Raw genomic sequence first — 26,010 nt, forward strand, 5'->3', positions numbered from 1 at the left:
CCGCTCACAGCGCCGGCAGCACGTCCCGCGCTTCCTGCGCGTCCATCCCCGTGGCCTCCAGGAGGTCCACCATCAAGGGGCGGTACAGCATCACCACGGTCTCGCCCTCCAACCGCTCCACCTCAAGCAGCTTGGGGTGCAGCCGCAGGGCGATTTCGCTGAGCTCCTGCCGGGCGGTGCGCAGGTGGGCGCGCCGGACGCCGTCGTGCGTTTCCGCAAGGCCCAGCGAGAGCTCGTCAATCGCGGCAGCGGTGTCCTGCAGCACCTCCGCGATGTTCTCCGTGGCCGCATCGGTGAGCGCGGCATGATTGATGGCGCTGGTGAGGCGGCGGGCAAAAACGCGGCTGTTGCGCAGTGCAAGGTCAATGAAATCGAGCGACCCGGCGAGCCGTTCCAGCTCGTCCCGGTGCCGCCGGTAGGCGGGCGCCAGGGTGGCCACCTCGCCGGAAGCCCGCAGCGACTGGCGCATCGCGTCCACCAAGGGCTGGCAGTTCCGGCCGCGGATCAGCGCGTGCCACGCCTGCGTGGAGTCGCTGTTGATCAGGGCCGTGCTGCATTCGCGCAGCACCTCCGCCAGCTCGTGGAGCAGCTTCCGGACATCCCTGCGGGGCTCGCGCCGCGGATCCTTCGGGATCAGGATGGTCACCAGCAGGGCGAACAGCCCGCCCACCACGGCGTCGAGACTGCGCGTGAAGGGGCCGCCGTCGGGCGCCGGCAGCAGCACCACCAGCAGGGACTGCAGCCCCAGCTGGGTGGTGAAGATCGTGCCGCTGTCCAGGAAACGGGCCAGCAGGATGGAGAAGAGAAGTACGACGGCGGCCTGCCAGATTCCGCTGCCCAGCCAGTGGAGCAGCAAGTCACCTACGGCGATGCCAATGGTGCAGCCCAGGCCCACCTCCACGACACGCCGAAGCCGCGGTTCGCGGGAGAATCCGAGGGCGATCAGCGAGGAAGTGGCGGCGAAGAGGGGTCCCGAGTGCCCGAGTACATACTCGGCAAAGGCATACGCTCCCACGGCGCAAACGGTCATCTGCACGGCAGGCACAAGGGAATTCCGGCTTCGGATCAGCCCAGTCTGGACACGGCCGCGCAGGAACCGCCTGCCTGCTGAGAGTCCTGCGGAGGGCGCCATGGGGCCCAGTCTATTTCGTGGCCGCCTTTAGGGCCTGAAATGTGATCTGCGCAACGGCGACCCGGTATTTGTAAACTAATGTGGTCTGCGCGTTCACCTTCCGTTCATCTTGGACGGCCAATCCCGTTACCTGGGGCCCATAAGTTTCTTCGAGGTACAAAACGTACGCATCGCGCAACAGGGCCCCTCCAGCCCTGTCCCGCACCTGAATAACCCTGGAAGGGGTACATCTGTGAAGGCACTCCGCTTCGGCCGCCACGCGGCTATCGCTGTTATCGCAGCCGGCGCACTCGCGCTTACGGCATGCGGTTCAGACAACGCTACGGGCACCGCTCCCGCAGACCAGGCGTCCGGCGGCGCTAAGGTCACCGGTACCCTCACCGGCATCGGTTCATCCGCCCAGGGCGCAGCCATGGACGCCTGGAAGACCGAGTTCGCGGCCGCCAACCCCGGCGCAACCGTACAGTACTCCCCGGACGGTTCCGGCGCCGGCCGCAAGGCCATCCTGGACGGCTCCGCCCAGTTCGCAGGCTCCGACGCCTACCTGAAGGACGAAGAGCTCGAGGACTCCAAGAAGGTCTGCGGTCCTGAAGGCGCGCTGAACATTCCGGTATACGTTTCCCCGATCGCCATCGCGTACAACCTGCCGGAGGTCAAGGAACTCAAGCTTGACGCCGCTACGGCTGCCAAGATCTTCCGCGGCGAAATCGCCAAGTGGAACGACCCCGCGATTGCAGCGCTGAACGAGGGCACCACCCTGCCCGACCTCAAGATCACCGCAGTGCACCGTTCCGACGATTCCGGAACCACCAAGAACTTCACCGAGTACCTGGCTGCCGCTGCCCCCGAGGCATGGACCGACAAGGCCGACGGCGAATGGCCGGCAAGCCTGAAGGGTGAGAACGCCAAGGGAACCTCCGGTGTGGTCAAAGCCGTCACCGACACCCCCGGCGCCGTAACTTATGCTGACGACTCCGCCGTGAGCGGCAAGCTCGGCGTGGCCCAGATCAAGGTGGGCGAGTCCTTCACCACCATCTCCGCCGAGGCCGCCGCCAAGGCCGTCGACGCCGGCAAGCCCGTGGAAGGCCGTTCCGAGAACGACATGTCCATCAAGCTGGACCGCAAGACCACCATCGAGGGTGCCTACCCGATCGTTCTGGTCTCCTTCCACGTGGTGTGCTCCACCTACGCAGACCAGGAAACCGTTGACCTCGTCAAGGCCTTCGAGAACTACGTAGTGTCCGAGGAAGGCCAGCAGGCCGCCGCGGATTCCGCGAAGTCGGCTCCGATTTCCGCCGAGCTGGCCGAGAAGGCTGTCAAGGCCATCGAGTCCATCAAGGTAAAGTCCTAATTACCGCACCAAAACCGGGTTCCCCGCACAGCCGTGAGGCAGTGCGGGGAACTTGGCATTGAAGCCGCACCCCCAGTTTCAGTACCTCCACGATCGAAGGGCCGTCGAATGACCGCCACAACCCTGACCAGCACCCAGGGCGCCGGCCGCGCCGGGGACAAAGTATTTTCGGGCGCCGCCCTGGCCGCGGGCTGCCTCATCCTCGCCGTCCTCTTCGGCGTCGCCCTCTTCCTGGTGGTCCAGGCCATCCCTGCCCTGACTGCCCCCGCCGAAGAGATCGGCGGCGGTGAAGGATTCTTCGCCTACATCTGGCCCATCGTCATCGGCACGCTGATCGCCGCGGTGATTGCCCTTGTCATCGCCACCCCGATCGCCATTGGTGTCGCCCTCTTCATCTCGCACTTTGCCCCCCGCGGCCTCGCCGCGGGCCTGGGCTACGTGATTGACCTGCTGGCCGCGATTCCCTCCGTGATCTACGGCGCCTGGGGCGCGGCGTTCCTGGCCAAGGAAATTTCCCCCGCCTACAACTGGCTGGCCGCGAACATGGGCTGGCTGCCTATCTTCCAGGGACCGGCATCCGCCACCGGCAAGACGATCCTCACCGCCGGCATCGTGCTGTCCGTCATGGTGCTCCCCATCATCACTTCCCTGTCCCGTGAAATCTTCCTGCAGACCCCCAAGCTGCACGAAGAGGCCGCCCTGGCGCTCGGCGCCACCCGCTGGGAAATGATCAAGATGTCTGTTCTTCCGTTCGCCCGTCCCGGCATCATCAGCGCCGTCATGCTCGGCCTGGGCCGCGCGCTGGGTGAAACGATGGCCGTGGCGCTGGTGCTCTCCTCCGGTGCCCTCACCGCCAGCCTCATCCAGTCCGGTAACCAGACCATTGCCGCGGAAATCGCACTGAACTTCCCGGAAGCGAGCGGACTGAAGGTAAGCACCCTCATCGCCGCCGGCCTGGTCCTGTTCATCATCACCCTGGCCGTGAACATGGTCGCCCGCTGGATCATCAGCCGGCACAAAGAATTCTCGGGAGCCAACTAAATGACCTCCACGCTTACCCCCCTGCGCAGCAAGCGCTCCGCCCTGACCAAGGGCCAACTGCCCAAGTATGCTCCCTACGCGGTGCTGGCCGGCGCGCTTATTGCCGGTGCAGCCATCATGGCCCTGATCGGGTTCAATGTCTTCGGCTGGGGCATCGTCTCGGCCATCCTGTTCGCCGTGGGGCTCGTGTCCTGGAGCGCAGCGGTGGAAGGACCCCGGAAGGCCAAGGACAAGCTGGCCACCTGCCTCGTGGTGGGCTCCTTCCTGGTTGCGCTGCTTCCGCTGGTCTCCGTGGTTTGGACGGTCCTGGTCAACGGCATCCCGGGCCTCGTGACCCCCGGCTTCCTGACCAACTCCATGAACGGCGTCACCGGCGTCTACGACAACAAGGCCGTGGAGAACGGGACCCCGGTTCTGGGGGGCATCTACCACGCGCTCCTGGGCACTGTGCAGATCACCCTCCTGGCCACCGTGATCTCCGTTCCGGTGGGCCTGCTGACCGCCATCTACCTGGTCGAATACGGCAACGAGGGCCGGTTGGCCCGGGCCATCACGTTCTTCGTGGACGTCATGACCGGCATCCCGTCCATCGTGGCCGGTCTCTTCGCCGCCGCCTTCTTCTTCGCGGTGGTGGGGCCGGGGACCAAGACCGGCGCGGTAGCCGCCGTTGCGCTTTCCGTCCTGATGATCCCCGTTGTGGTGCGTTCCAGCGAGGAAATGCTCAAGATCGTCCCGAACGAGCTGCGTGAGGCCGCCTACGCCCTGGGCGTGCGGAAGTGGCGGACCATCCTTAAGGTCGTTATTCCGACGGCGATCTCCGGTATCGCTTCCGGCGTCACCCTGGCCATCGCCCGCGTCATCGGCGAAACGGCGCCCATCCTGGTCACCGCCGGATTCGCCACCAGCATTAACAACAACGTGTTCGGCGGATGGATGGCTTCCCTGCCCACCTTTATCTACACCCAGATCCTCAATCCCACGTCACCGGCCAACCCGGACCCGTCCAACCAGCGTGCGTGGGGGGCGGCCCTGGTGCTGATCATCCTGGTGATGGTCCTGAACCTCGGCGCAAGGCTGATCGCCCGGGTGTTCGCGCCGAAGATCGGCCGCTGACCAGCCCTTCCGCTCCGTTCCCCGGACGCCGGCCCTTCCACTCTTCCGGGCCGGATCCTAGACTTCAATTCATACCCAGTTAGTGAAGGAACACCATGTCTAAGCGCATCGACGTCAAGGACCTGAACGTGTACTACGGCGACTTCCTTGCCGTGGAAGACGTGACCATCAACATCGAGGCCAAGTCGGTGACCGCCTTCATCGGCCCGTCCGGCTGCGGCAAGTCCACCTTCCTGCGGACCCTGAACCGCATGCACGAGGTCATCCCCGGCGCCCGCGTGGAAGGCGACGTCCTGCTGGACGGCGACAACCTCTATGGGCCCGGCGTTGACCCGGTGACGGTGCGTTCGCAGATCGGCATGGTGTTCCAGCGCCCCAACCCGTTCCCCACCATGTCCATCCGGGACAACGTCCTGGCCGGCGTGAAACTGAACAACAAGAAGATCTCCAAGGGCGAGGCCGACGTCCTGGTGGAGCGCTCACTCAAGGGTGCCAACCTGTGGAACGAGGTCAAGGACCGGCTGGAGAAGCCCGGCTCCGGCCTGTCCGGCGGCCAGCAGCAGCGCCTCTGCATCGCGCGGGCCATCGCCGTGGAGCCGCAGGTCATCCTGATGGACGAACCCTGCTCCGCGCTGGACCCCATCTCCACCCTTGCCATTGAGGACCTCATCAATGAGCTCAAGGACCAGTACACCGTTGTCATTGTGACGCACAACATGCAGCAGGCGGCGCGCGTTTCGGACCGCACCGCGTTCTTCAACATTGCCGGCACCGGCAAGCCCGGCAAGCTGATCGAGGTGGGGGACACGCACACCATCTTCAGCAACCCCACCCAGAAGGCCACCGAGGACTACGTCTCCGGCCGCTTCGGATAAAGCTCTTCTGTCCCGGGAACGCTATCCCGGGACTTCGAGCTGGAAGCCGCAGTGGCAGCGCAGCACGCGGACCGGCAGTGACAGCGTGTTGAGCCCGCCGCCGGTCGCACTGCTCCGGTAGCAGAGCCGCTCGACCTCCAGTTCGGCCTCCTCCATCGGGAAACCGCAGTGCACGTAGTCGTCGCCGAACAGGATGACCCGCGCCATCCAGCGGACCTGGTGCAGGACGGCCGTCACGTCCGCAGCGTAGGCAGGATGCTCCTGGAACCGCTGGCAGTCGGCGCAGGTGTAGGACACGGTAACGAGTTCGCTGTTGCCTGTCTCCATCGCGGTGATCGCATGGATGGTGAGCCGGTGTTCGGTTCCGCAGGACTCGCACCGCAGAGCCCTGGGCAGTGGCAGGGGGTACCGGGGAACGGAGTGGGACAAAGCGCCGGCTCTTTTCCACGAAGTGCATGGGGGCCGCCGGTGGCTGCAGCGGCGCGGTTCCGGGCCCAGCACGCGGCCCGGACGCACGTTCCAGGCGTCACCGCCGCCGGAACGTACTTTTGAATGTACGTCACCGCCGCCCGGGTGTATAGGGTCTTACGGCAGGGGCGAGAGCGCCAGCGCCAGGATGAACGCCAGCATGGCAGCAGCCAGCGGCGTCAGCACCCAGAGCGCCACGATGCGGAACACGAGCTTCCGGTTGGTGACTGAAAAGTGCTGGTTTTCGCCCGCGCCGAGGGCCGCAGCGGTGACGGTATGGGTACTGGACAGTGGCCAGTGGAACACCACGGCCCCCAGAAGCAGCAGGAGCGCGCTGTGGATCTGCGCCACGGAGCCGCGCAGGGGGTCGATCCGGGTGATCTTGTAGCCCACCGTGTGGGAAATGCGCCAGCCGCCAAACAGTGTCCCCGCGCTGATGAGCACGGCGGTCAGGAGGGCCACCCAGGAGGGGATGCCGCCGCCGTCGTCATACCCCCCGGCGATCAGCGCCAGCAGCAGCACGGCGCTGATCCGCTGCCCGTCCTGCAGGCCGTGGCCGAAGGCCACCGCCCCCGCGGCAACCGCCTGGCTGCGGCGGAACCGCTGGTTGACCACGGACGGCTGCGTGTAGCGGGCGCTCCAGGTGGCGGGATAGACCAGCAGGAAGGCGCCGCTGTACGCAACCAGCGGTGACAGCAGCAGCGGCAGCACCACCTGCAGCAGCAGGGACTGGTCAACCCCGCGGACGCCTGGGCCGCCCACCACCAGGCTGGCCAGGGCTGCGCCGGCCAGCCCGCCTACCAATGCATGCGTGGAGGAGGTCGGGATGCCGCGCCACCACATCAGGATTCCCCACGCACAGGCGCTGGCCAGCCCCGCCGCGAGGATGGTAAGGCCGTCCGTTCCGCCGGGGAGGCTGATCCAGGTCCGGCTGATGGCCACGGCAAAGCCTGCACTCAGGAGGGCGCCGACGAAGTTGAAGAATCCCGCCAGCAGAACGGCCACGCTTGGGGTAAGGGCCCTGGTGCGGACGGCCAGTGCCACGGAAGTAGATGCGTCACGGAAGCCGTTCAAGAATGCGAATCCGGCAGCAAGCAGCACCACCGCGCCGAAGATGACCGGAGCCACCTCACGATTCCTTGACGATGATGCTGCCCACCTGGACGGCGACACGCCGCATGTCCTTGGTGACCTCCACCAGCTGGTTGGCGACGTCGCGGTTGCGGGAGTACTGCGCCCACTTCATGTCGTTGATCATGTCCGAGACCCACAGCCGGTGCGTCCGTTCGGCCCGTTTGGCGAGGCGGAGGATTTCGATCCAGTAGTCCTCGAGGTCGTCCAGGTTGTCCAGGCGGCGCATCGCGTCAACGGTGAGCTCGGCCTGCCGGCTGATGATCTCCAGCTGCTCGGCGGCGCGCTTGGGCAACCGGTCCAGCTTGTAGAGGCCCACCAGCTCTGCGGCGGCGTCCATCTTCTCCATGGCTTCGTTCAGGTAGCGGGACAGGGCGTACATATCCTCGCGGGGGAGCGGGTTCACGAAGCTGGTGCGCATGTGCGTTAGGAGGGCGAAGTTCAGTTCAGCCGACTTGGCCTCGTGGTTGTGCATGTCCTCCACGAGCCGGCCCTGCTCGGCTGCCGGTACGCCCAGGATCTCCGCGAGCGTGCCGGAGGCGAGCACAATCTGCTGTGCCATCTGGGAGAGAAGGTTCAGCCCGGCGGGCTCCTGGGGGAAAAGGCGCAGCTTCACGCGCTAACTCTACCGGCAGGGTATGAAAACGGGCGCAAAAATGGTGCCGAACCGGATACGCCTCTCGGCGGTAGGCCGCTCTAGGCGGCTAATTGTTGAAGCCCGGGGGTTTCGCGGTTCGGCACCAGTTTCAGTGTTCTACGATGCTTGGTCCAAGTCAATCTTGACAATCGGGGCATCCGGGGTGGCGCCAGGGTGCTAGTCCAGCTCGCCCAGGCGCCAGGCGTTGGCGGCGTGCTCCAGGTCCTCCGCGGTTTTCACCAGCTGGTGGGAGCTGCGGGTGAGCTTGCTGGCGTGGGCCTCATTGGCGTGCTCGGCACCGTCGGCGAGGGTCGCCTGGCCGAGCGCGACGACGCGGCAGAACGCGGCGGAACGTTCCAGCGCAACGTCGAACTCGCCGTCGAACGCGCCCGAAAGTATGGCGTCTGCCATGGCTGTCATCTCATCCGCCCCGGGCGGCTCCGCAGCACCGGCCACCACGTTGGAGACCTGCGCCGTGTCCTTGCCGGCGCGGAAGTACACCGAGATCCGCTCCGGGTCGCGGACGGTGGCGGCCCGCAGTGCGTACAGGCGCCACAGGGCTCCGGGCAGAGAGCGTGCGGGGCTCTCCGCCCACATCTCCGCGATCGCCTCCAGACCCTGTTCATCGGCGAGTTTCACCAGGCGCTCGGTGACCACCGGATCATCGCTGTCCCGGCCATGGCGGACCAGCGCCTGAGCGGCGAGGTGGGCGGCCTCGGAGATCCGTGCCGGATCCGCGCCGCCCGCGAAAGGCTCGAAATCAACCGGGGCAAAGGGCTTCGGCTTGTGGTGCCGGTTCGCGCCGCCATACGGACTGGATCCTGGTTCCTCGCTCATGCCCCCACGCTACTCCTGTGCCGCGGTGGAAATCGAGCATCCGGGGGCGCACCATGGAGGCGCTGCCGGGCGGGCGTCAGCGTACGACGGCGGCGCCCGGCCGGGTGCGAAGGCGGCGGGAGCATGCGTTAGAGTATTAAACGTCCAGAAATGGATTGGGCCGGGCGGCAGTGTTGCCCGGCAGGGGCCTTTAGCTCAGTTGGTAGAGCATCGGACTTTTAATCCGTGGGTCGTGGGTTCGAGCCCCACAGGGCCCACTCTTTCGGAGAGTGGACATGATCCCCGGTTTCCTGCTGCTGCAGGGAGCCGGGGATTGTGCGTTCCGGGGAGGGCAGTTCTGGTCCGCGCAACTCCCTCAAGCACGCGCTCCAGGCCGCGGGCCGCAGGTACGGCGAGGAAACGGGCGGCTGCGATCACGTCCATCGAAAGCCCGCCGGCGCTGCGGGAATGGAAGGTGAGGGCCGCCCGCGTCCCCTGCCACTCCCTGCAGCAGTCCAGCCGAAGCCGCACGGCCAGCGAACTGGCCAGTCCGGCGTCGTACATCTGTTCGGCGTACTGCGGCCAGCGCACGTCTCCGCTTCCTTGAAGCGCCCCCACGGGGTGGCCGCCCGCGAGCACCGCGCTCGCCGGCCCCTGATGCCTTGCGATTTCCCATTCCAGGAGGCGGGCCGCATCCGGGGAGGTACCGGACACCTGCGCCGGGCGGGTGGGCTGCAGGACTACGAGGCCGCAGTCCACGGGGATTCGGACGTTCGACGCCATCACCGCGGCGGCCGCGGCAGCCAGCCGCAGCAGCGATGCCGAGAGGCTTTCGACGCCGGTGATCGGTTCGAATTCGGCGACTGTGTCCAGGAGGAGGGGGCCGGCGACGGCTGGGGGAGAGGCCTCGGTCTCAAAGGCCTCCTCATCGCCGGCCCCGCTTAGTACCCGGGGCCGGTGCCCAGGGAAACCTGCTGTGTGCCGCATATGCATCGCCAGCCCCACCCCCTCATGAGTCAAGTGCTGCGAGCCAGACCCCCGTTGGCTGTGAGGAAAAACTTAGCCCGGGCGGGTATGGCAGGTAACGCGTAAGGAGTACTCGTTTTTTGGCAGGGCCGGTACTTGGTTTCCCGGGGGAGGGCCGCGGAGTGGCAGGATGGGCGCATGGAACTGCACATCACAGGCGACCCCGCCGCGGATAAGCTGCTCAGCGAAGATGACTTCGCGCTGTTGACCGGAATGCTGCTGGACCAGCAGGTGACCATGGAATCCGCGTTCGCGGGGCCGGAGAAGATTCGGGCACGGCTCGGCTCCATCGATCCGGAGGCCGTCGCAGGGCACGATCCAAAGGCGTTCGTGGAGCTCTTCAAGGAGCGCCCGGCCGTCCACCGGTTTCCCGGATCCATGGCCGCGCGCGTCCAGGCGCTCGCGGACACCGTGCACACCGAATGGGGCGGCGACACCAAAGCAATCTGGACCAAAGGCGACCCGGACGGCCCTGAGGTGCTGCGAAGGTTGAAGGCATTGCCCGGTTTCGGGGATCAGAAGGCGAAGATCTTCCTTGCGCTGCTGGGCAAGCAGCGCGGGCTGCAGGCTCCTGGCTGGCGCGAGGCCGCAGGCCGATACGGCGAGGCTGGCGCCTACCTTTCGGTGGCGGACATCGTGGACCCCGAATCCCTCGCCAAAGTCCGCGCGTCCAAACAGGCGGCCAAGGCGGCCGCCAAGGCTGCGAAGTAGGCTCCCGTGATCGCACTGCTGGTAATCGACATGCAGAACGCCTACTTCGAGGCGCCCGAACTGGCCGCGCAGCAGGCCCGGGTGGTGGCCTCCTGCAACGCGCTCCTGGAGGGCTTCACCGCAACCGGCCACAAGGCCCTCCTGGTAGGGACGGAACACGAGCGGGACAAGTCCACCTGGACGCTGAACATGCTCGACGACGACCAGGGCTTCATCTTCCGCGGCAGCAAGCAGGCCGAGGCCGTGCCGGGCCTGGCCAAGGACGGGCTGCCGCAACTGAACAAGACCCGCGACAGCGCCTTCGTGGGCACCGACCTCCTGGCCCGGCTGCGGAACTGGGGTGCCGAGGAAGTGGTGCTCGCCGGCATCTCAACGCATAACTGCATCGCGCAGACCGGCGCCGACGCCTTTGCGCACAACATCCGCGTTACCTACGCCAGGGACGCGGTGGCCTCCGAGGACAGTGAGGACGCCGCGGACATGCTGCGCATCCTGTCCACGGCCTACCGGCAGGCGGTGCAGTCCAACGACGAAATCCTCGCCAGGCTGCGGGGCGGATAGTTTCCACTCCAGGGCCTCCCCACGCCTCAAGAGACGGGTGACGGCGTCACTGCCCGCCGCTGCCTCCGTGGTTTCCGGCGGCGCGGGTAGGGTGGAACTACCGTTCGGCAGTGGGCGGGCCATGCAGTTATGGGTCGAGACCAATGTCCGGAGGGAGAACCGTGCCCCATACAGCTGTCCCACACGACAGAATCCAGGCCGACGTGGCCCTGCACCTGCAGAACCTGGTTCTGGAAAGTGGCCCCGTTGTCGACGTGCTTCTCTCGGAGCTGGCCCGGTATGCGGCAGCCACTCTGGGCGCAGACGGCTCGCAATTGGTGTGTGGAATCCGGCTGGACCGGCACAAGAAGGCCTCCGTGGTAGCTGGCAGCGATCCTGCCGCGCAGCTCCTCGATCAGCTGGAAGGCCGTTTCGGCGGCGGCCCCGGGATGACTGCGGTGCACACCCACTCCACGGTCAACGTGCCGGATTTGAGGGGTGAACGGCTGTGGCCGGAGTACGCCGCTGCCGCCGGGAACAACGGGTTTCTTGCCGTGCTGAGCGTTCCGCTGAAGCTCGAAGACGGGTGCCGCGGCGTACTGAACGTCTACGGCAGGGAGGCCGGTGCATTCGACCGCAATGCCGTTGCGGCCGCCGATGCATTGGTGCAGCAGGCGTCGAAGGGGCTCTCGCTCGTGTTGCGGATGGCCAAACTCGAGGACACCCGGGAAGGCATGAGCGCTGCTATGCAGAGCCGGACCGTGATCGATCTTGCCACCGGTGCCATCATGGCCCAGAACAGGTGCGGGCAGGATTCCGCCTTCCGCGTGCTGCAGAAGGCTTCAAACACCCGCAACATGAAGCTCCGGGATGTCGCCGCCGCGGTGGTGGCATCCATCGCCGGCGGGGCGAAAACCTTCACTTACTTCGACGAGTAGGCGGGGACGTCAGCAGGTCAGGACCATCCGGCCGCATTCCACGTAACGTCCGCCAGGGCTGCCTGGCCCCGGAGGCTGGGGTGGAAATAGTCCAGGACGCTGACATCCCCGGCGGTGAAGGGATAGTTGTAGACCGCCCCGCCGTCGTGCCGGCACATGTGCCCGAACTCCTGGCAGACCAGCGCGAGGGAAGCATTGAACGCGAGTTCCCGGTCCACCACGAGCTGCCGGTCAGCGTCAGTGTTGGCGGTGGAGAGCATGGACTGGCAGACCTTGGCCGTGGACCAGACCCACTGCGCGATCTCGCTGCCTTTCAGGACGGACCACAGATGGTGGACATTAGGGATGCTGCTGACGAAAACCTGGGGCCGGGGCCGCATCTGGTTGAGCGTTTGCAAGGAGGTGCGGATGGAGGTCTCGAAGCTGCCAGGATCCGTCATTCCTCCCGTCGTGGACGTGCAGAGGTCGTTGGCGCCGATCAGGATGGTGACGTACTGGGCCTTCTGTGCCACCGCGGCTCGGGCCTGCGCAGGGAGGTCTGAGGCTTTGGCGCCGCTGCGCGAGTTGTTGTAGTTCTTCCCTGCGATGGCCGGCTGCACGGCCAGCAGCCGCTCGTAGTGGCTGCGGATGCCATCGTACTGGTTGTTCCCGGTGGACCAGGACTGGGCCGGGTGGTCCCCGTACCAGCAGCAGACATCGGCAGCCTGCGAAATCGAGTCGCCAAGGGCGGCCATGCTCTTGGGATAGGCAGCCGCGGCCGCGGGCTGTGCCCCGGCGGCGATGAAGAAGAACAGCAGTGGAATGAGCAGGAACTTCGCGATCTTGCGCACGGCAACCTCCTGGTATGGCCGGCGCTGCGACGGGCCGGCGCCCACAAAAAGACCCTGGAGGCAAAAAGCTACACCCGGTGCCTCGGCTGTGTCGACGGCGGTTCGTCCGTTGCTGCCGATGCGTGGTCGTCGTTGCGCATCCGGAACGCCACCAGGATGCCGGAGGCGGCGGTGAGGGCGGCGACGGCGATGATCGCCGCCGGGATCCCGTAGGCGTCCGCGATAAGGCCGGAGAGCAGCGCACCTACGGCGAATCCGCCGTCGCGCCATAGCCGGTAGATCCCGACGGAGCGGGCGCGCCAATGGGGATGGGCGACGTCGCCGATCGCTGCCAGGAGGGTTGGGTAGACCATGGCCGTCCCCACACCCAAGAGGATCGCGGCGGCCAGCCAGATCCCGAAACCTTCACCGAGGCCGGTCACGGCAAGGGCGAGGGCCTGGACAAGCATGCCGCCAACGATCAGCGGCTTGCGGCCTACTTTGTCGGAAAGCCCGCCGGTAAGCAGTTGGCCGGCACCCCATACTGCCGGGTAGGCCGCGGCAAGGATGCCGATCCGGTCAACTCCCAGCCCGGCTCCCGCGAACAGGACGGGAAAGAGGCCCCAGGCAAGGCCGTCGTTGAGGTTGTTGACCAGCCCGGCCTGGCTCACCGAGGACAACGAACGGTCGCGGAAGCTCGTCAGGGAGAAGATCTCCCGGTTGCTCAGGCCAGCGTGGGCGCCGGCGTGGCTGTCCACGTGCCCGCTGGCCTCGGTCTTGGCGTGCTGGTGGGTCTCCCTGACGGTGAGGACGGACAGTCCCAGGCCCACGGCGATGAACGCTGCGCCGAGCAGGAACGGCGCGGGGCGCAGTCCATAATGGGCGGCCACGTAACCCGTTCCCAGTGCGGCACCGGCAACGCCCAGATACCCGGCAGCCTCGTTCAGGCCCATGGCCAGCCCGCGCCGGGCCGGGCCCACCAGATCCATCTTCATCACGATGGTGGTGGACCAGGTCAGGCCCTGGCTGATGCCCAGCACCACATTCGCGGCAACGATCCACCCCCAGGTGGGGGCAGTTATCAGCATCAGCGGAACCGGTAAGGCAATGAGCCAGCCGGCGACAAGGACCGGTTTGCGGCCGTACTGGTCCGAGAGGGTGCCGGCGAAATAGTTCGTGGCGGCCTTCGCCAGGCCGAAGGCCAGGATGTAGGTCAGGGCTCCGGTGTAAAGGTCCAGGGCGAAGATCTGTCCGGCCAGCAGTGGCAGGACCGTCCGTTCCTGGCCAAGCGTTCCGCCCACCATCGCATTGACGGCCACCAGCAGCATGAATTGGGCAAGGTTCTGGCGCAGCCCAAGTGCAGCCGCAACTTCCGGGCTACGCCTGGTCATCGCCGGGCACTCCGCGGTCAACGGGCAGGCTGGCAGCGGCCCACTCGGGGTATCCGGCCTCCAGGCGTGCCGCTGGAATGTCCCGGGCGCGCAGCAGCCGCACCGCGTCATCGGCAAAGACGCAGTACGGACCGCGGCAGTACGCCACCACCGTCTGCCCAGCGGGCAGGTCTTGAAGGCGCGATTCAAGCTCTTCCAGGGGGATGGAGACGGCACCGCTGATATGGCCGGCGCGGAATTCGGGTTCCGGCCGGACATCGACGACGACGACGTCCCCCGCCTCCATGCGCTCGTTCAGTTCCAGCTGGGTCAGGGTGTCAAGCGCGGAGCGGTCGCCCAGGTAGGAGTCGGCAAGCTTTGCCAGTTCCGCGACATGCTCCTCCGCCACCCGCCGGACGGATGCCCAAAGGTCCGCCACCGCGGGGCTGCCCAGCCGGTAGAAGATCCTGGTCCCCTCGCGGCGCGTCAGGACCAGTCCGGAGCGGAGGAGTTGCTGGAGATGCTGGGAGGTGTTGGCCACGCTCTGGCCGATCTCCGCGGCGATTTCGTCCACGGCGCGTTCCCCCTGCACCAGTACGTCCACGATTTCAGCCCGGCGGCCGCTGCCCAGCACTTTGGCCACGGATGCGAACGCGTCATACAGCGCGTCCTTCGCTTCCCTGTCTCCCACGGAACACCTTCCCTTTTATTCAAGTAGATGCTTGACAAGATACCCCGTCCAGGTGTCGAATTCAAATATTCAAGCTATTACTTGAATATCGCCCGCCGACCGCATCGGCCGGCCCAGAAGGAGAGAGCAATGCCATGACTAATGCAACAACCGCCCGCAATGGCATCGACGTGGACGGGCTCTTGGCAACCATCGACGCCATCAAATCGGACCCGGGCCTCGGGACGTTTACGTTCAAAGCCACCAGCACCTGGCGCGGAGGCACGTACAACACCGGGCGTATCCAAGGGTTCACCCAGGCGGGTCAGCCCGACACGACCCGCGCGGAGGCCTTTGAGCTCGAAGGGGACGAACCCCCGGTGCTCCTGGGCAACAACCGGGGGCCCAATGCCGTGGAACTCCTGCTCCAGGCGCTGGGCTTCTGCTACGCAGTGGGCTACGCCGCCAATGCCGCGGCCCAGGGGATCGAACTGACCGACCTCGCGTTTGAGTTGGAGGGAGACCTCGACGTGGGGCCGTTCCTCGGACTCGACGGACCGCGGCCCGGCTTCACCGCAATCCGCGCAAAGGCCCGCGTGGCAAGCCCGAACGCCACTGCCGAGCAGCTTCAGGCCCTGTGCCGTTACGTGCAGAAGACCTCTCCCGTGCGCGACTGCCTGGCCAACCAGGTCCCCGTGGAAACTACGCTGGAAATCCACTAGGGCCGGCATCGCGGGGCGGAAGCGGAGGGGGAGCCGATTCCGTCCCGGACCTGAACGCTGGGTCCCGGAGCGTTGTTTACAAGAACCGTGAACGCCAGCACAATGAACGTAATAGGTCTCCTGCGGCTGCGATACGTTTGTGACCATCTGTCATGGCCGCCAACGTGAAGGGTCCCGTTTATGCTCCAGCCCGCCCGCCGCACCGTTTACGCCATCCTGGTACTGCCGGTATTGCTGGTTTTATCCACTCTGGCCGGTCTTCCGGCCCGGGCCCAGGACCAGCCGTCGCCGATCGCAGACGACCCCACCATCCACGCGGGCCACGGAGCCGCCGCGGACGGCCTGGAAACCCGGTTCGTGGTCAAGTTCAAGGACCCTGCAGCTGCTTCGTCCAAAGGACAGTTGCTCCGGACCCAGGCGTACAGCGATGCGGGTCGCCGGCTGGGCGTGTCGTTGCAGGAGGTCCGTGCCGACGGCCGGAACCTCGCCGTGGCCAAGGCAGGCGAGCGGCTCACGCCCCAGGCTGCCCAGGAGGTTGCGGAGGGTCTGGCCGCGTCCCCCGGCGTCGAATACGCAGAAATCGACACCTTCCTCCGGCCCGCCGCGTCGGCCCCCAACGATACGTACTACGACCTCCAGTGGAACCTCTTCGAGGAAACCGGTGGAATCAGGGCGCCGGGGGCCTGGCAGCGGTCCACCGGCGCCGGGCAGATCGTGGCCGTCGTGGACAGCGGGATCACGACACACTCGGACCTTCAGGAAAATATCGTCCCCGGCTTTGACTTCATCAGCGATCCGCTGGTGTCCAACGATGGCGACGGCCGGGACCCCAACTCCCGGGACGAGGGCGACTGGTGCGGCTCGGACGCTTCGTCATGGCACGGGACGCACGTGGCGGGCATCATCGCCGCGGCCACGAACAACGGCAAAGGTGTAGCCGGCGTTGCCTACGGGGCCAAGGTCCAGCCACTGCGGGCCATGGGTACCTGCGGCGGCTACATGAGCGACATTTCCGACGCGGTCCTCTGGGCCGTGGGAGCCGCCCTGCCCGGGATCCCGCCCAACCCGACGCCGGCGCGGGTGGTGAATCTCAGCCTCGGGGCCGCCGCCGCATGCGGCACTACGTTCCAGGACACGCTGAACTTCGCGGCAAACCAGGGGGCTGTTGTTGTGGTTGCGGCCGGTAACCAAGGGCAGCCCGCAGCAGACTTCACGCCAGCGAACTGCGAGCACGTCATCACTGTCGGTGCCACCGGCCGTGAAGGAGCCCGGGCGCCCTATTCAAACTACGGCCCGGTCGTGGACATCAGTGCGCCTGGAGGCTACATGGCCACCAGCGCCAAAAACGGTATTGCCTCAACCTTGAACACCGGAACGACTGCGCCGGCCCAGGAAACCTACGTGTACCGCCAGGGCACCTCGATGGCGGCGCCGCACACGGCCGGCGTCGCGGCACTTCTCCTGGCGGCCGACGGCACCCTGACGCCGGACCAGGTGGAGAAGACGCTCAAGGACACCGCGCGTCCCCTGCCGCAGAAATGCGATGTGAGCGGTTGCGGGGCCGGCCTGCTGGACGCCGCAGCCGCCCTGGCGGCCCTGCCCGCACCTCCGTCGGAACCCCCGGCCCCTGAGCTGATGCCGGGATCGGCTGTGGTGCAGGGCGATGCGGCCGTAGGCCTGACCCTGGCGGCCAACGAGGGCACCTGGGTGCCCTCGCCGGCGTCGTTCACGTACCAGTGGACGCGCGGCGGCACGCCCATTCCGCTGGCGACCGGCCGGACCTATACCACCAACCGCCTGGATGCCCTGCAGGATCTGCGCGTGGTGGTCACCGGCTCCAAACCCGGCTACGCGCCGGCCTCCAGCACATCGCCGGCGGTCCGGGTCCGTCCCTTCATCGACATCGGATTCACCAGGGTCTTCGCTTCGGAAATCCATTGGATGTCGGCCAGGGGCATCAGCAACGGATGGGCCGGGGCCAACGGAACCCGGACGTACCGCCCCGCCCTGGCGGTATCGCGGGACGTGATGGCGGCATTCATGTACCGGCTCGTGGGAAGCCCTGCCTTCACCCCGCCACGGGTGTCGCCCTTCACCGACGTGCCGGTGACGCATGACTTCTACAAGGAGATTTCCTGGCTGGCGAGCACGGGCGTGAGCAGGGGCTGGGCAGGGCCCAACGGGACCCGGGAGTACCGTCCCACGCTGGCGGTGTCCCGGGACGTGATGGCTGCGTTCATGTACCGACTGGCGGGGAGTCCGGCCTTCACCCCGCCCGCGGTTTCGCCGTTCTCGGACGTCTCAGTGAACCGGGTCTTCTACAAGGAGATTTCCTGGCTGGCGGCTGCCCGGATCAGCGGTGGCTGGTCGGAGCCGGACGGAACGAAGTCCTACCGGCCCACGCTGGCTGTGTCGCGTGACGTCATGGCCGCCTTCATGTACCGGTTCTCGGCGTACACGTCCCGCTCATAGCCTGGAAACCCGGACACGAAGCGGGCGCGAGGGCGGGCTGTCAGGACTCGCATTCCTTGCAGTACTTCTTCCCGTCCTTTTCCCGCGCCAGCTGGCTGCGGTGATGGACCAGGAAGCAGGACATGCAGGTGAATTCGTCGGACTGTACCGGAACCACCTGGATCTGGAGTTCCTCCTGGGACAGGTCCGCGCCGGGCAGCTCGAAGCTGTCCGCAAGGTCCGTCTCGTCAACGTCAGGAACGGCCTCGCGGCGGCCGGCCTTGTCCGTCTTCAGGCCCTCGAGGTCGTTGGCCGGTTCCTCCCCGGGCGTTGCCCGCGGGGCGTCGTAGTCAACTGACATGGCTACTCCTCCTGTTCGGCTGGTGGCCAGATTACCTGGACAGTGCTGAAACCGGGGCGGGCCCTCAGATATTCCCGGGCGGTGGCGCCCGCATTCGCTGGTAGGTAGACTGGTCTACCTACCAGCGAATCGAGGATCTGCCGTGCCCGCCCAAAAGACCCAAGCGCCGTCCCGGCGGCCCGCCCGGGAGCTTCTGCTCGAAGCTGCGGCGGAGCTTTTCTACGCCAACGGGGTGGCCGGCACCGGCATCGATGCCATTACCGCTGAAGCCGGGGTGGCCAAGAAGAGCCTCTACAACAATTTCGCGTCCAAAGCGGACCTGGTGGCGGCCTACCTCGAAGCCCGGCACGCGGAATGGCTGGACCTTTACAGCGCCCGCGCTGCTACCGCGGCCAACCCCAGCGAGCGGGTCCTGGCCGTCTTTGATGCCTACGCCGACCACGCCAATTCCGCGTACCGGCACGGCTTCCGTGGCTGCGGGCTCCTCAACGCAGCCGCGGAATTCCCGGCGGGAGATGGAGGCCGGGACGCGGTGCGGCGTCACAAGGAAGACGTGGAGGAACTGCTGGCAGCGGCGGTGCGCGAGCTGCTGCCCGAAACGCAGGAGCGTGCCGCGGAGGTCGCCCGGCACCTGGCCTTCCTCCTCGAGGGGTCCATGGCGCGCGCCGGCCTCGAAGGGGACGACACCAGGCTGCGCGACGCGCGGCGCATCGCCGTCGAGATCCTGGCTGCCCTGTGACGGGCCGTGGCGGGGACTCCGGAGCGGGCCGGAACCGGCACGCCAGGGCGGCCCGCTGGGGTGCCCTGTCCGTGGTTGGCGCATCGGTCCTGTGGGGCACCACCGGAACGGCAGCCACCTTGGCCCCGGCGGTGAGCCCGTTGGCGATCGGTGCGGCCGCCATGGGAGTGGGCGGGCTCCTGCAGGCCCTGTATGCCGGGCGGGCCATCGCCGGGCACCGCCTCCACATCGGCGCGCGCTGGCGGCTGGTGGCGCTCGGCGCCGTGGCCGTCGCCGTCTACCCGCTGGCCTTCTACAGCTCCATGCGCCTGTCCGGCGTGGCGGTGGGAACGGTGGTGTCCATCGGCTCGGCCCCCATTGCGGCGGCACTGATCGAACGGTTCGCCGACCGGAAACCCCTCACGCGCCGGTGGACCGCAGGGGCGCTGCTGGGCATCTCCGGCGCCGCGCTGCTTTCCTTCTCGGGCCATGCCCCGGCAGGCATTCCGCCGGTCCCGGGCGGTCCCTCCAGCCCATGGAGTACGACGGCGGGAATCGCCTTGGGCCTGCTGGCCGGCGGTACGTACGCGCTTTATTCATGGGCGGCGCACCGCCTGATCGGCGGGGGCATTTCCTCGCGGGCCGCCATGGGAGCGGTCTTCGGCCTGGGCGGCCTGATGCTGATGCCCGTGCTCGCGCTCACGGGTGCGCCACTCCTCGCGTCCTGGACAAACTTCTCGGTGGGCGCCTATATGGCCGTGGTGCCGATGTTCGCCGGCTATGTCCTCTTCGGCTGGGGACTGGCGCGGACCGGCGCCAGCACCGCCACCAGTATCTCCCTCCTGGAAACGGTGGTGGCGGCGGTGCTTGCGGTGCTGGTCGTGGGGGAGCGGCTCCCGGCGCCTGCTTGGCTCGGCGCCGCCGTCGTGCTGGGCAGCCTGTTCATCCTCACGCCCGGGAGGGAACGTGCCGGTCCGACGGCGACCCCGCGCGGGCTGCCGGGTTCCCCCAAGCGCCCGGAACCGGCTCAGTCCGGGACATCCTAGCGGGGCCCGCCGTCCAGCACGCGGACTCCGCGGGTGGGGACGTGGGCGGTGATCTTGGCCGCCTGCCGGGGACCGGGCATCAATGGAGCCATCTTAGGCAAGCGCGAGGCACGCGGGATGGGCTTATATTGAGGGATGGAATCCTCCGGCGCGCATGACCAGTTCCTGCAACTGCATGACCTCATCATCGGCAGCAACAATGTCAACGATTTCCTGGGGGAACTGTCCGTCGTGGCCGCCGGTACCCTGAGCCAGACGGCCGGCAGCCCCATCGACTGCGGCGTGACCCTGCGGAGGCGTAAACGCAGTACCACCGTGGCCGGCAGCAGCGACCGGGCCCGGGAGTTGGACCGGCTGGAGCAGGCGCTGGGCCAAGGACCTTGCCTCACAGCCATGGAGGCCATGAAGCCTGTGCTGCTCGCCAACGTGGCCACTGACAACCGCTGGCCGGAGTACCAGAGAGTCCTGGCGGAACATGGCTGCCGGGCGGTGCTGGGCGTGCCGCTGGCCCTGGACGAGAACCACGCCGCCGCGCTGAACTTTTTCGCCGTCGAGCCCGACACCTTCACCGAGGACATCGTCAAGCGCGCCGAAAGTTTCGCCGGCCTGGCCGGACGGGCGCTGCGGCTGGCCTTGAAGATCTCGGACGCCCAGAACCTTGCTGACGACCTCACTGCGGCCCTTCAGAACCGCACCGCCATCGACCTGGCCTGCGGCGTCATCATGGCGCAAAACCGCTGTTCCCAGGAGGAAGCGATGGCCTTGCTCACGAAGGCCTCCTCGCACCGCAACCAGAAGCTGCGGGAACTGGCAGCCGAGATCCTGGGCAGGGTGGGCGCGGGAACGGTCAGCACCCACTTCGACCCGTAAGCGCGGCCCCTCAGCCGGGCGCGGGTTTCGGCAGAACGCCGCCCTGCAATAATCTGGACCAACGGTTGTGCACGGGGGTGCAAGCGCCCGGTGCAACAGGCAGCACTGTAAGTTCGGGCCCACCACACCACGCGAGGCGGACACGCATGACGGCTTCAGACCAGCAGCACCCAGAACAGCCTGACCCCCACCTGCTCCAGCAACTGGCGGACGCCCACGGAGTGGAAACTTCGTTCCAGGGCTGGGACGGGCTGCCGCACTCCGTGGCCGAAGGCACCCTCATCAAGGTCCTCGCAGCGCTGGGCGTCGAGGCCGGCACGGATGAACAGATCCGGGCGGCGCTGGTGGAAGCAGAACTGGCGCCGTGGCGGCGGATGCTGCCTCCCGCCGTCGTCATCCAGGAAGGTGAGCCGGCGCAAGTGCCGGTCCATGCCCCCGACGGCGCCCCGGTGAGCCTGGCCGTCACGCTCGAGGACGGCTCCGGCAGCCGCGACCCTGTCCGGCAGAAGGCCCGCCTGGCGCCGGTGAACGTTGACGGCGTGCCCACGGCGCGGACCATCTTCGCACTGCCGCAGGACCTGCCGCTGGGGTGGCACACCCTGCACGCCGAGGCCGGCGACGCCACGGCCACCGCCACCCTGGTGGTCACCCCCGCCCGGCTCGGTACGGCGCGGCAGCTGGAGGAACGCCGGGGCTGGGGACTGGCAACCCAGCTGTACTCGGTCCGGTCACGGCGCTCCTGGGGCATCGGCGACTTCTCGGACCTGGCGGACCTGGCCGCGCTCAGCGGCACCCGGGGAGCCGACTATGTGCTGGTCAACCCGCTGCACGCCGCCGAGCCGGTCCCTCCAGTCCAGCCATCGCCCTACTCGCCGTCCACGCGCAGATTCTTCAACCCGCTCTACATCCGTATCGAGGACATTCCGGAGCTCGCGTACCTGAAACCGCGCCGCCGGGCAGCGGTGGAGAAGCTCCGCGAGGAGGTGGCCGCGCTCAACCGGGAAGGCGGCCGGCTGGACCGGGACGCCGTGTATGCCGCGAAGCTCCAGGCACTGGAAATGCTCTACCACTCCCGCCGTCTTCCTGCGCGGCAGGCCGCCTTTGACGCCTTCTGCCGGGCGTCCGGCCAGGGGCTGGAGGACTTTGCGCTATGGTCCGCCCTCCGTGAGGACATTCCCGCCGATGATCCCCGCTGGACCGACCCCGGCTTTGCGCTCGGCAGCCCGGAGGCCGAATCGCTCCGCGAGAAGCTGGCGGACCGCATCGGGTTCCATCGCTGGCTTCAGTGGATCTGCGATGAACAGTTGGAGGACGCCCAGCGCGCCGCCCTTCGGGCCGGGATGCGGCTGGGTGTGGTGCACGACCTCGCCGTGGGCGTGGACCACAGCAGCGCCGACGCCTGGACGCTCCGGAACGTCCTGGCCGCAGGGATCAGCGTGGGGTGCCCGCCGGACATGTACAACCAGCAGGGCCAGGACTGGGGCCAGCCGCCGTGGCACCCGGCGCGGTTGGCCGAAGCAGGCTACCTGCCGTTCCGGAACATGCTGGCCACTGTGCTGCGGCACGCCGGCGGCATCCGCGTGGACCACATCCTGGGCTTGTTCCGGCTTTGGTGGATCCCCCGCGGGAACACACCCGGGGACGGAGCCTACGTCCGTTATGACCACGAGGCGCTGATCGGCATCCTCGCACTGGAGGCGCACCGCGCCGGCGCTGTAGTGATCGGGGAGGACCTGGGCACTTTCGAACCCTGGGTGCGGGACTACCTGGCCGCACGCGGCATCCTGGGCACGTCCATCCTCTGGTTCGAGTACGACGGCGACGCCCCCCTTGCGCCCGAAAAGTACCGGACGCAGGCGCTCGCCAGCGTCAACACCCACGACCTGCCGCCCACCGCGGGGTACCTCGCCGGGGACCACGTGGGCCTGCGCAGCCGGCTGGGCCTGTTGGAACGCTCCGAGGCGGAAGAACGCGCCGAGCACGAGGCATCCCTGGAAAAGATGTTCGCCCTGCTCCGGGAACGCGGCTACCTTGCCGGAGAAGCGTCGGAGGAACGCACCATCGAGGCGCTGCACCTCCTGCTCAGCCAGACGCCGTCGGCCCTTCTGGGCGTGGCGCTGGTGGACGCGGTGGGGGAGCGGCGCGTGCAGAACCAGCCCGGCACCACCGGGGAGGTGTATCCGAACTGGCAGGTGCCCCTGGGCGGGCCGGACGGGAGGCCGGTCCTGCTGGACGACCTCCCGGCCAACCCCCGGTTCAATGCGCTGCTGGCCGCCGTGGACCGCTCCCTCCACCCCTGACCGGCGTGCGGTTCAGCTGGAGGTGATCACGTGGGTGGCGTGGTCGTAGGTGAAGGTGACCGGGCCGCCGTCGTGCTCCAACACGAGGTTGCTTCCGTTGCGGATCCCCTCGGCACCATAGTTCTCTTCCCAGGTGCCGTTCAGGGCCGCTTTGTATTCATAGCTGCCCGCGGGAAGGTCGACGGTCAGCCGCCACATGCCGTCCGGGGCCAGGGTCATCATCGCCTCAGCGCAGGACGGATCCCACTGGTTCGTGCAGCCCATCGCCTGGTTCAGCGAGCCGGCCACCGAGACCGAATCGGGCTGCGGCGCGTCACCCACCGTCACCGCCCGCGGCTGGCTGGCCACCGTGAAGCCGGGACCGGCCATGGTGGCCCGGTACTGCACGCGGGTTCCGTCCGGCAGACCGGAGACGTCGTCGGTCACCGAGTACACGGGCGAGGAGCTGTCCGTGCCCAGCGACGTCCACGCCCCGCCGTCGACGCTGCGCTCCAGCGACACCACGTGGCTGGCCTTCTCCGGATCGGCCGTGGCGCTGACCTGGACAGAGCCCTTGACGTTGCTGCCTTCGGCGGGCGACTGCATGGTCAGGACCGGCGCGGGAACCGTGGCGCCCACGACTGGGCTGGTGCGGGTGTGCCCGCCGTTGTCCAGCACTGTGGCCCGGTACTCAACCGCCGCGCCCGGGTCCAGCGCGGCGACGTCGTGGAACACGCGGTACGGTGCGGTGTCATCGGTGCCGATCGGCTCCCACTGCCCGCCTGCCGTCCGCGCCTCGAAGGTGACCTCGTAGAACGAAGAACCGCCGACGTCGGCCGTCACCTCGATGCGCCCGTTGTCACCGGAGGCGGCCTTCGGGGCCTGGAGTCCGACGGCCGGAGCTGCCTTGGAGTGCGGGATCCTGCCCGATGACTGGTAGACGACGGCGCCCAGCGGGGGAACGGTCACGGTCAGCGTGCTGTCCGCGGAGGTTTTGGTCTCGGCGGCGGCGTCGCCATAGATCCGGGTGAAGCTGCGCTTTGCCACATAGGTGGGAACCTCGGCGGTCCGGGTCTCTTCGCTGTTGTTCAGGGCCACCACGTACTCGCGCTGGTCCTGGGCGTCGGTGCGGGAGAACGCGTAGATTCCGGAACCTTCGGAGGCGTACCGGTGCTGGTGCGCGCCGTCCCGGAGGGCCGGATGCTCCTTGGTCAGCGCCGCGAGCCCGCTGATCTTGGCGTAGAGCGGGTGGTCCGTGGCGAAGTTGTCCGTGGCATGCGTGGCGGCTGTCCCCAGCAGGTCGTCGTCCAGGTAGTCGGGAACCTGGCTGGCGAACAACGTCTGGCGGGCATCCTGATCGCCGCCGGGGCCGGTGAAGCCCTGTTCGTCGCCGTAGTAGACCACCGGATTGCCGCGGGAGAAGTACATCAGCTCATGGGCCAGCCCGTCCCGGGCCACCTTTTCGGCGTCTGTCGCCTCGGGGTTGTCCGCGGCGATGAAGCTCCCGATGCGGCCCATGTCGTGGTTACCCAGGAAGGTGGGCAGCTGGTAGACGTTGGAATCGGCGTCGGTGTACCAGTCGTCGCCGGCGAAGAAGGTTTCCAGTTCCCTGGTGTCCTTGCTTCGGGAGGCGAAGTTGCGGGCGGCGTCCTGGAACGGGAAGTCCAGCACTGCCTGCATCCGGTTGCGGGTGGTGAACTGGGAGGTGAAGCTCTTGGTGGTGTCGAAGACTTCGCCGAACATGAAGAACTCGTCCTTGCCCTGTTCCTTGGCGTAGGCCAGCACGTCGGGCCCGAACTCCTGCCAGAACTCATCATTGACGTGCTTCATAGTGTCGATCCGGAAACCGTCCACGCCGAAGTCGCCGACCCAGGTTTGGTAGATCTCCTTCATCCCGTCCACCACTTTGGGGTGTTCGGTGAACAGGTCGTCCAGGCCGAAGAAGTCGCCATAGTAGGCGTCCTCGCCGGCGAAAGTGGTGTCCCCGCGGTTGTGGTACAGGCTGGGGTTGTTGAGCCAGGCCGGCACCTTGAGGTCCTCCTCGCCGGGCTCCAGCAGCGGCGTGTAGGGGAATGACGTGGCCGGATCCAGGTCCGGGAAGCTCTCCAGCCCGGCGAAGTCACGGTCGTCGAACGCTTCGCCTGCCGCGGTCCGGTAAGGCTCCGCGTCCTTGGAGATGTACGGCCGGCGGGCGCCTTCCTCGTAGCCGATCACATCGGCGGTGTGGTTGGTGATGATGTCGAAGTACACCTTCATGCCGCGCTTGTGCGCCTCATCAATCAGGGCCTTCAGCTCATCGTTGGTGCCCAGGTGCGGGTCGATCTGGGTGAAGTCCGTGATCCAGTACCCGTGGTAGCCGGCCGACCGGTCCTCCGGCTGGACGGCTTTGTTCTTGAAGCTCGGCGTGAGCCAGATGGACGTGGTGCCCAAGTCCTGGATGTAGTCGATCTTGCCGAGCAGGCCAGCCAGGTCACCGCCGTTGTAGAAGCCCTTGCTGGTGGGATCGAAGCCGGAAACCATGGGGTCGGGTCCCAGGCCTCCGTCGTCGTTGGCGGTGCTGCCGTTGCTGAAGCGGTCCGCCATGACGAAATAGAAGTTCTCATCCGTCACGGGGGCGCGGAGAGAGTGAAGGGCCGACGATGACGGCCGGCTCTTGCCGTCCTGCCCGGACTGGGCGGGGGTTGCTGCAGCCGGCAGGACGGCGGCGGAGGCGGCAAGGGCAGCGGCGAGGAGGCCTGCCGCGGCGATGCTGAGGGGCTTGGGTGGGCGTGCGTCGGGACGGCGGAATATCGTGGGAATCATCGGTGAGACCTTCCTGAGGGCGGCGCTGCTGCACAGGTCAACGAAGCGACAGTGTGGAACAGGTCACAACTGTAAGCGCTTCCACAGAATTTCTCCAGCGTTTGGGTAAGTTGCCGAGATCACGTTTACCTTG

The 26,010-nt window shown here is 67.3% G+C and carries 23 protein-coding genes and 1 tRNA gene; 14 read left to right on the forward strand and 10 right to left on the reverse strand.

Features of this window, described 5'->3' with window-relative positions; all coding sequences use genetic code 11:
• Window positions 1-4: 4 nt before the first annotated feature.
• On the reverse strand, window positions 5-1,132 hold the full coding sequence (locus ACFWIX_RS13000; RefSeq protein WP_377216543.1) for an aromatic acid exporter family protein: 1,128 nt from the start codon (window positions 1,130-1,132) through the stop codon (window positions 5-7).
• A gap of 232 nt (window positions 1,133-1,364) precedes the next feature.
• Between ACFWIX_RS13000 and pstS the strand changes: the two genes are divergently transcribed.
• From pstS to pstB, 4 genes are all read left to right on the forward strand, one after another.
• The gene (gene pstS / locus ACFWIX_RS13005) at window positions 1,365-2,483 is read left to right on the forward strand and encodes a phosphate ABC transporter substrate-binding protein PstS (RefSeq protein WP_377216544.1); all 1,119 of its coding nucleotides are present in this window, start codon (window positions 1,365-1,367) and stop codon (window positions 2,481-2,483) included.
• A gap of 108 nt (window positions 2,484-2,591) precedes the next feature.
• On the forward strand, window positions 2,592-3,524 hold the full coding sequence (gene pstC / locus ACFWIX_RS13010) for a phosphate ABC transporter permease subunit PstC (protein WP_377216545.1): 933 nt from the start codon (window positions 2,592-2,594) through the stop codon (window positions 3,522-3,524).
• Entirely contained in the window at window positions 3,525-4,637 is a 1,113-nt protein-coding gene (pstA, locus tag ACFWIX_RS13015; RefSeq protein WP_377216546.1) for a phosphate ABC transporter permease PstA, read from the forward strand.
• 95 nt (window positions 4,638-4,732) lie between these two features.
• The gene (gene pstB, locus ACFWIX_RS13020; RefSeq protein WP_377216547.1) at window positions 4,733-5,512 is read left to right on the forward strand and encodes a phosphate ABC transporter ATP-binding protein PstB; all 780 of its coding nucleotides are present in this window, start codon (window positions 4,733-4,735) and stop codon (window positions 5,510-5,512) included.
• A gap of 21 nt (window positions 5,513-5,533) precedes the next feature.
• Here pstB and ACFWIX_RS13025 read toward each other — a convergent pair whose 3' ends face one another.
• The 4 genes from ACFWIX_RS13025 to ACFWIX_RS13040 all read right to left on the reverse strand — a co-directional run bounded on the left by ACFWIX_RS13025 (window position 5,534) and on the right by ACFWIX_RS13040 (window position 8,585).
• Window positions 5,534-5,941, reverse strand: a complete 408-nt coding sequence (locus ACFWIX_RS13025; protein WP_377216548.1) for a hypothetical protein — start codon at window positions 5,939-5,941, stop codon at window positions 5,534-5,536.
• A 156-nt stretch (window positions 5,942-6,097) separates the two neighbouring features.
• Complete coding sequence (locus ACFWIX_RS13030; protein ID WP_377216549.1) at window positions 6,098-7,108, reverse strand: anion permease; 1,011 nt, start codon at window positions 7,106-7,108, stop codon at window positions 6,098-6,100.
• A gap of 1 nt (window position 7,109) precedes the next feature.
• On the reverse strand, window positions 7,110-7,727 hold the full coding sequence (locus ACFWIX_RS13035) for a DUF47 domain-containing protein (protein WP_377216550.1): 618 nt from the start codon (window positions 7,725-7,727) through the stop codon (window positions 7,110-7,112).
• 198 nt (window positions 7,728-7,925) lie between these two features.
• Complete coding sequence (locus tag ACFWIX_RS13040; RefSeq protein ID WP_377216551.1) at window positions 7,926-8,585, reverse strand: hypothetical protein; 660 nt, start codon at window positions 8,583-8,585, stop codon at window positions 7,926-7,928.
• A gap of 184 nt (window positions 8,586-8,769) precedes the next feature.
• On the opposite strand from ACFWIX_RS13040, the gene ACFWIX_RS13045 reads away from it, so the two are divergent.
• The 4 genes from ACFWIX_RS13045 to ACFWIX_RS13060 all read left to right on the forward strand — a co-directional run bounded on the left by ACFWIX_RS13045 (window position 8,770) and on the right by ACFWIX_RS13060 (window position 11,779).
• Window positions 8,770-8,842 (forward strand) — tRNA-Lys (locus ACFWIX_RS13045).
• A gap of 886 nt (window positions 8,843-9,728) precedes the next feature.
• Window positions 9,729-10,301, forward strand: coding sequence for an HhH-GPD-type base excision DNA repair protein (locus tag ACFWIX_RS13050; RefSeq protein WP_377216552.1), 573 nt, complete (start codon window positions 9,729-9,731; stop codon window positions 10,299-10,301).
• Window positions 10,302-10,307: 6 nt separating this feature from the next.
• Window positions 10,308-10,862, forward strand: a complete 555-nt coding sequence (locus ACFWIX_RS13055) for a cysteine hydrolase family protein (RefSeq protein ID WP_377216553.1) — start codon at window positions 10,308-10,310, stop codon at window positions 10,860-10,862.
• 161 nt (window positions 10,863-11,023) lie between these two features.
• On the forward strand, window positions 11,024-11,779 hold the full coding sequence (locus ACFWIX_RS13060) for a GAF and ANTAR domain-containing protein (protein WP_377216554.1): 756 nt from the start codon (window positions 11,024-11,026) through the stop codon (window positions 11,777-11,779).
• Window positions 11,780-11,796: 17 nt separating this feature from the next.
• Here ACFWIX_RS13060 and ACFWIX_RS13065 read toward each other — a convergent pair whose 3' ends face one another.
• From ACFWIX_RS13065 to ACFWIX_RS13075, 3 genes are all read right to left on the reverse strand, one after another.
• Window positions 11,797-12,609 (reverse strand): GDSL-type esterase/lipase family protein, encoded by an 813-nt coding sequence (locus ACFWIX_RS13065; RefSeq protein WP_377216555.1) that lies wholly within the window; start codon window positions 12,607-12,609, stop codon window positions 11,797-11,799.
• 68 nt (window positions 12,610-12,677) lie between these two features.
• A complete protein-coding gene (locus tag ACFWIX_RS13070; protein ID WP_377216556.1) occupies window positions 12,678-13,979 on the reverse strand; it encodes an MFS transporter in 1,302 nt (433 codons plus the stop codon).
• Entirely contained in the window at window positions 13,966-14,649 is a 684-nt protein-coding gene (locus ACFWIX_RS13075; protein WP_377216557.1) for an ArsR/SmtB family transcription factor, read from the reverse strand. Before ACFWIX_RS13075 ends, ACFWIX_RS13070 begins: the two co-directional genes overlap by 14 nt.
• A gap of 134 nt (window positions 14,650-14,783) precedes the next feature.
• Here ACFWIX_RS13075 and ACFWIX_RS13080 point away from each other — a divergent pair, with 134 nt between their 5' ends.
• Together ACFWIX_RS13080 and ACFWIX_RS13085 are read left to right on the forward strand one after the other, a co-directional pair.
• Window positions 14,784-15,350, forward strand: coding sequence for an OsmC family protein (locus ACFWIX_RS13080; protein WP_377216558.1), 567 nt, complete (start codon window positions 14,784-14,786; stop codon window positions 15,348-15,350).
• A 180-nt stretch (window positions 15,351-15,530) separates the two neighbouring features.
• Window positions 15,531-17,822 carry a S8 family serine peptidase gene (locus ACFWIX_RS13085; RefSeq protein ID WP_377216559.1) on the forward strand — a complete coding sequence of 764 codons (2,292 nt, stop codon included), beginning with the start codon at window positions 15,531-15,533 and terminating at the stop codon, window positions 17,820-17,822.
• Between the two features lie 40 nt (window positions 17,823-17,862).
• Here ACFWIX_RS13085 and ACFWIX_RS13090 read toward each other — a convergent pair whose 3' ends face one another.
• Window positions 17,863-18,162, reverse strand: coding sequence for a DUF4193 domain-containing protein (locus ACFWIX_RS13090; protein WP_377216560.1), 300 nt, complete (start codon window positions 18,160-18,162; stop codon window positions 17,863-17,865).
• Window positions 18,163-18,304: 142 nt separating this feature from the next.
• On the opposite strand from ACFWIX_RS13090, the gene ACFWIX_RS13095 reads away from it, so the two are divergent.
• From ACFWIX_RS13095 to malQ, 4 genes are all read left to right on the forward strand, one after another.
• Window positions 18,305-18,901: a TetR/AcrR family transcriptional regulator gene (locus ACFWIX_RS13095; RefSeq protein ID WP_377216561.1), complete on the forward strand. Its 597-nt coding sequence runs from the start codon at window positions 18,305-18,307 to the stop codon at window positions 18,899-18,901.
• Entirely contained in the window at window positions 18,898-19,926 is a 1,029-nt protein-coding gene (locus ACFWIX_RS13100; protein ID WP_377216562.1) for a DMT family transporter, read from the forward strand. The genes ACFWIX_RS13095 and ACFWIX_RS13100 overlap by 4 nt, the downstream gene beginning before the upstream one ends.
• Window positions 19,927-20,061: 135 nt before the next feature.
• On the forward strand, window positions 20,062-20,796 hold the full coding sequence (locus ACFWIX_RS13105) for a GAF and ANTAR domain-containing protein (protein WP_377216563.1): 735 nt from the start codon (window positions 20,062-20,064) through the stop codon (window positions 20,794-20,796).
• 146 nt (window positions 20,797-20,942) lie between these two features.
• Window positions 20,943-23,096: a 4-alpha-glucanotransferase gene (gene malQ / locus ACFWIX_RS13110; protein ID WP_377216564.1), complete on the forward strand. Its 2,154-nt coding sequence runs from the start codon at window positions 20,943-20,945 to the stop codon at window positions 23,094-23,096.
• A gap of 12 nt (window positions 23,097-23,108) precedes the next feature.
• Here the strand turns inward: malQ and ACFWIX_RS13115 are convergent, their stop codons facing one another.
• Window positions 23,109-25,877 (reverse strand): alpha-amylase family glycosyl hydrolase, encoded by a 2,769-nt coding sequence (locus ACFWIX_RS13115; RefSeq protein WP_377216565.1) that lies wholly within the window; start codon window positions 25,875-25,877, stop codon window positions 23,109-23,111.
• Between the last annotated feature and the right edge of the window lie 133 nt (window positions 25,878-26,010).

Origin of the sequence: Pseudarthrobacter sp. NPDC058362 (genome assembly GCF_042723515.1) — a bacterium.
Lineage (GTDB): Bacteria > Actinomycetota > Actinomycetes > Actinomycetales > Micrococcaceae > Arthrobacter.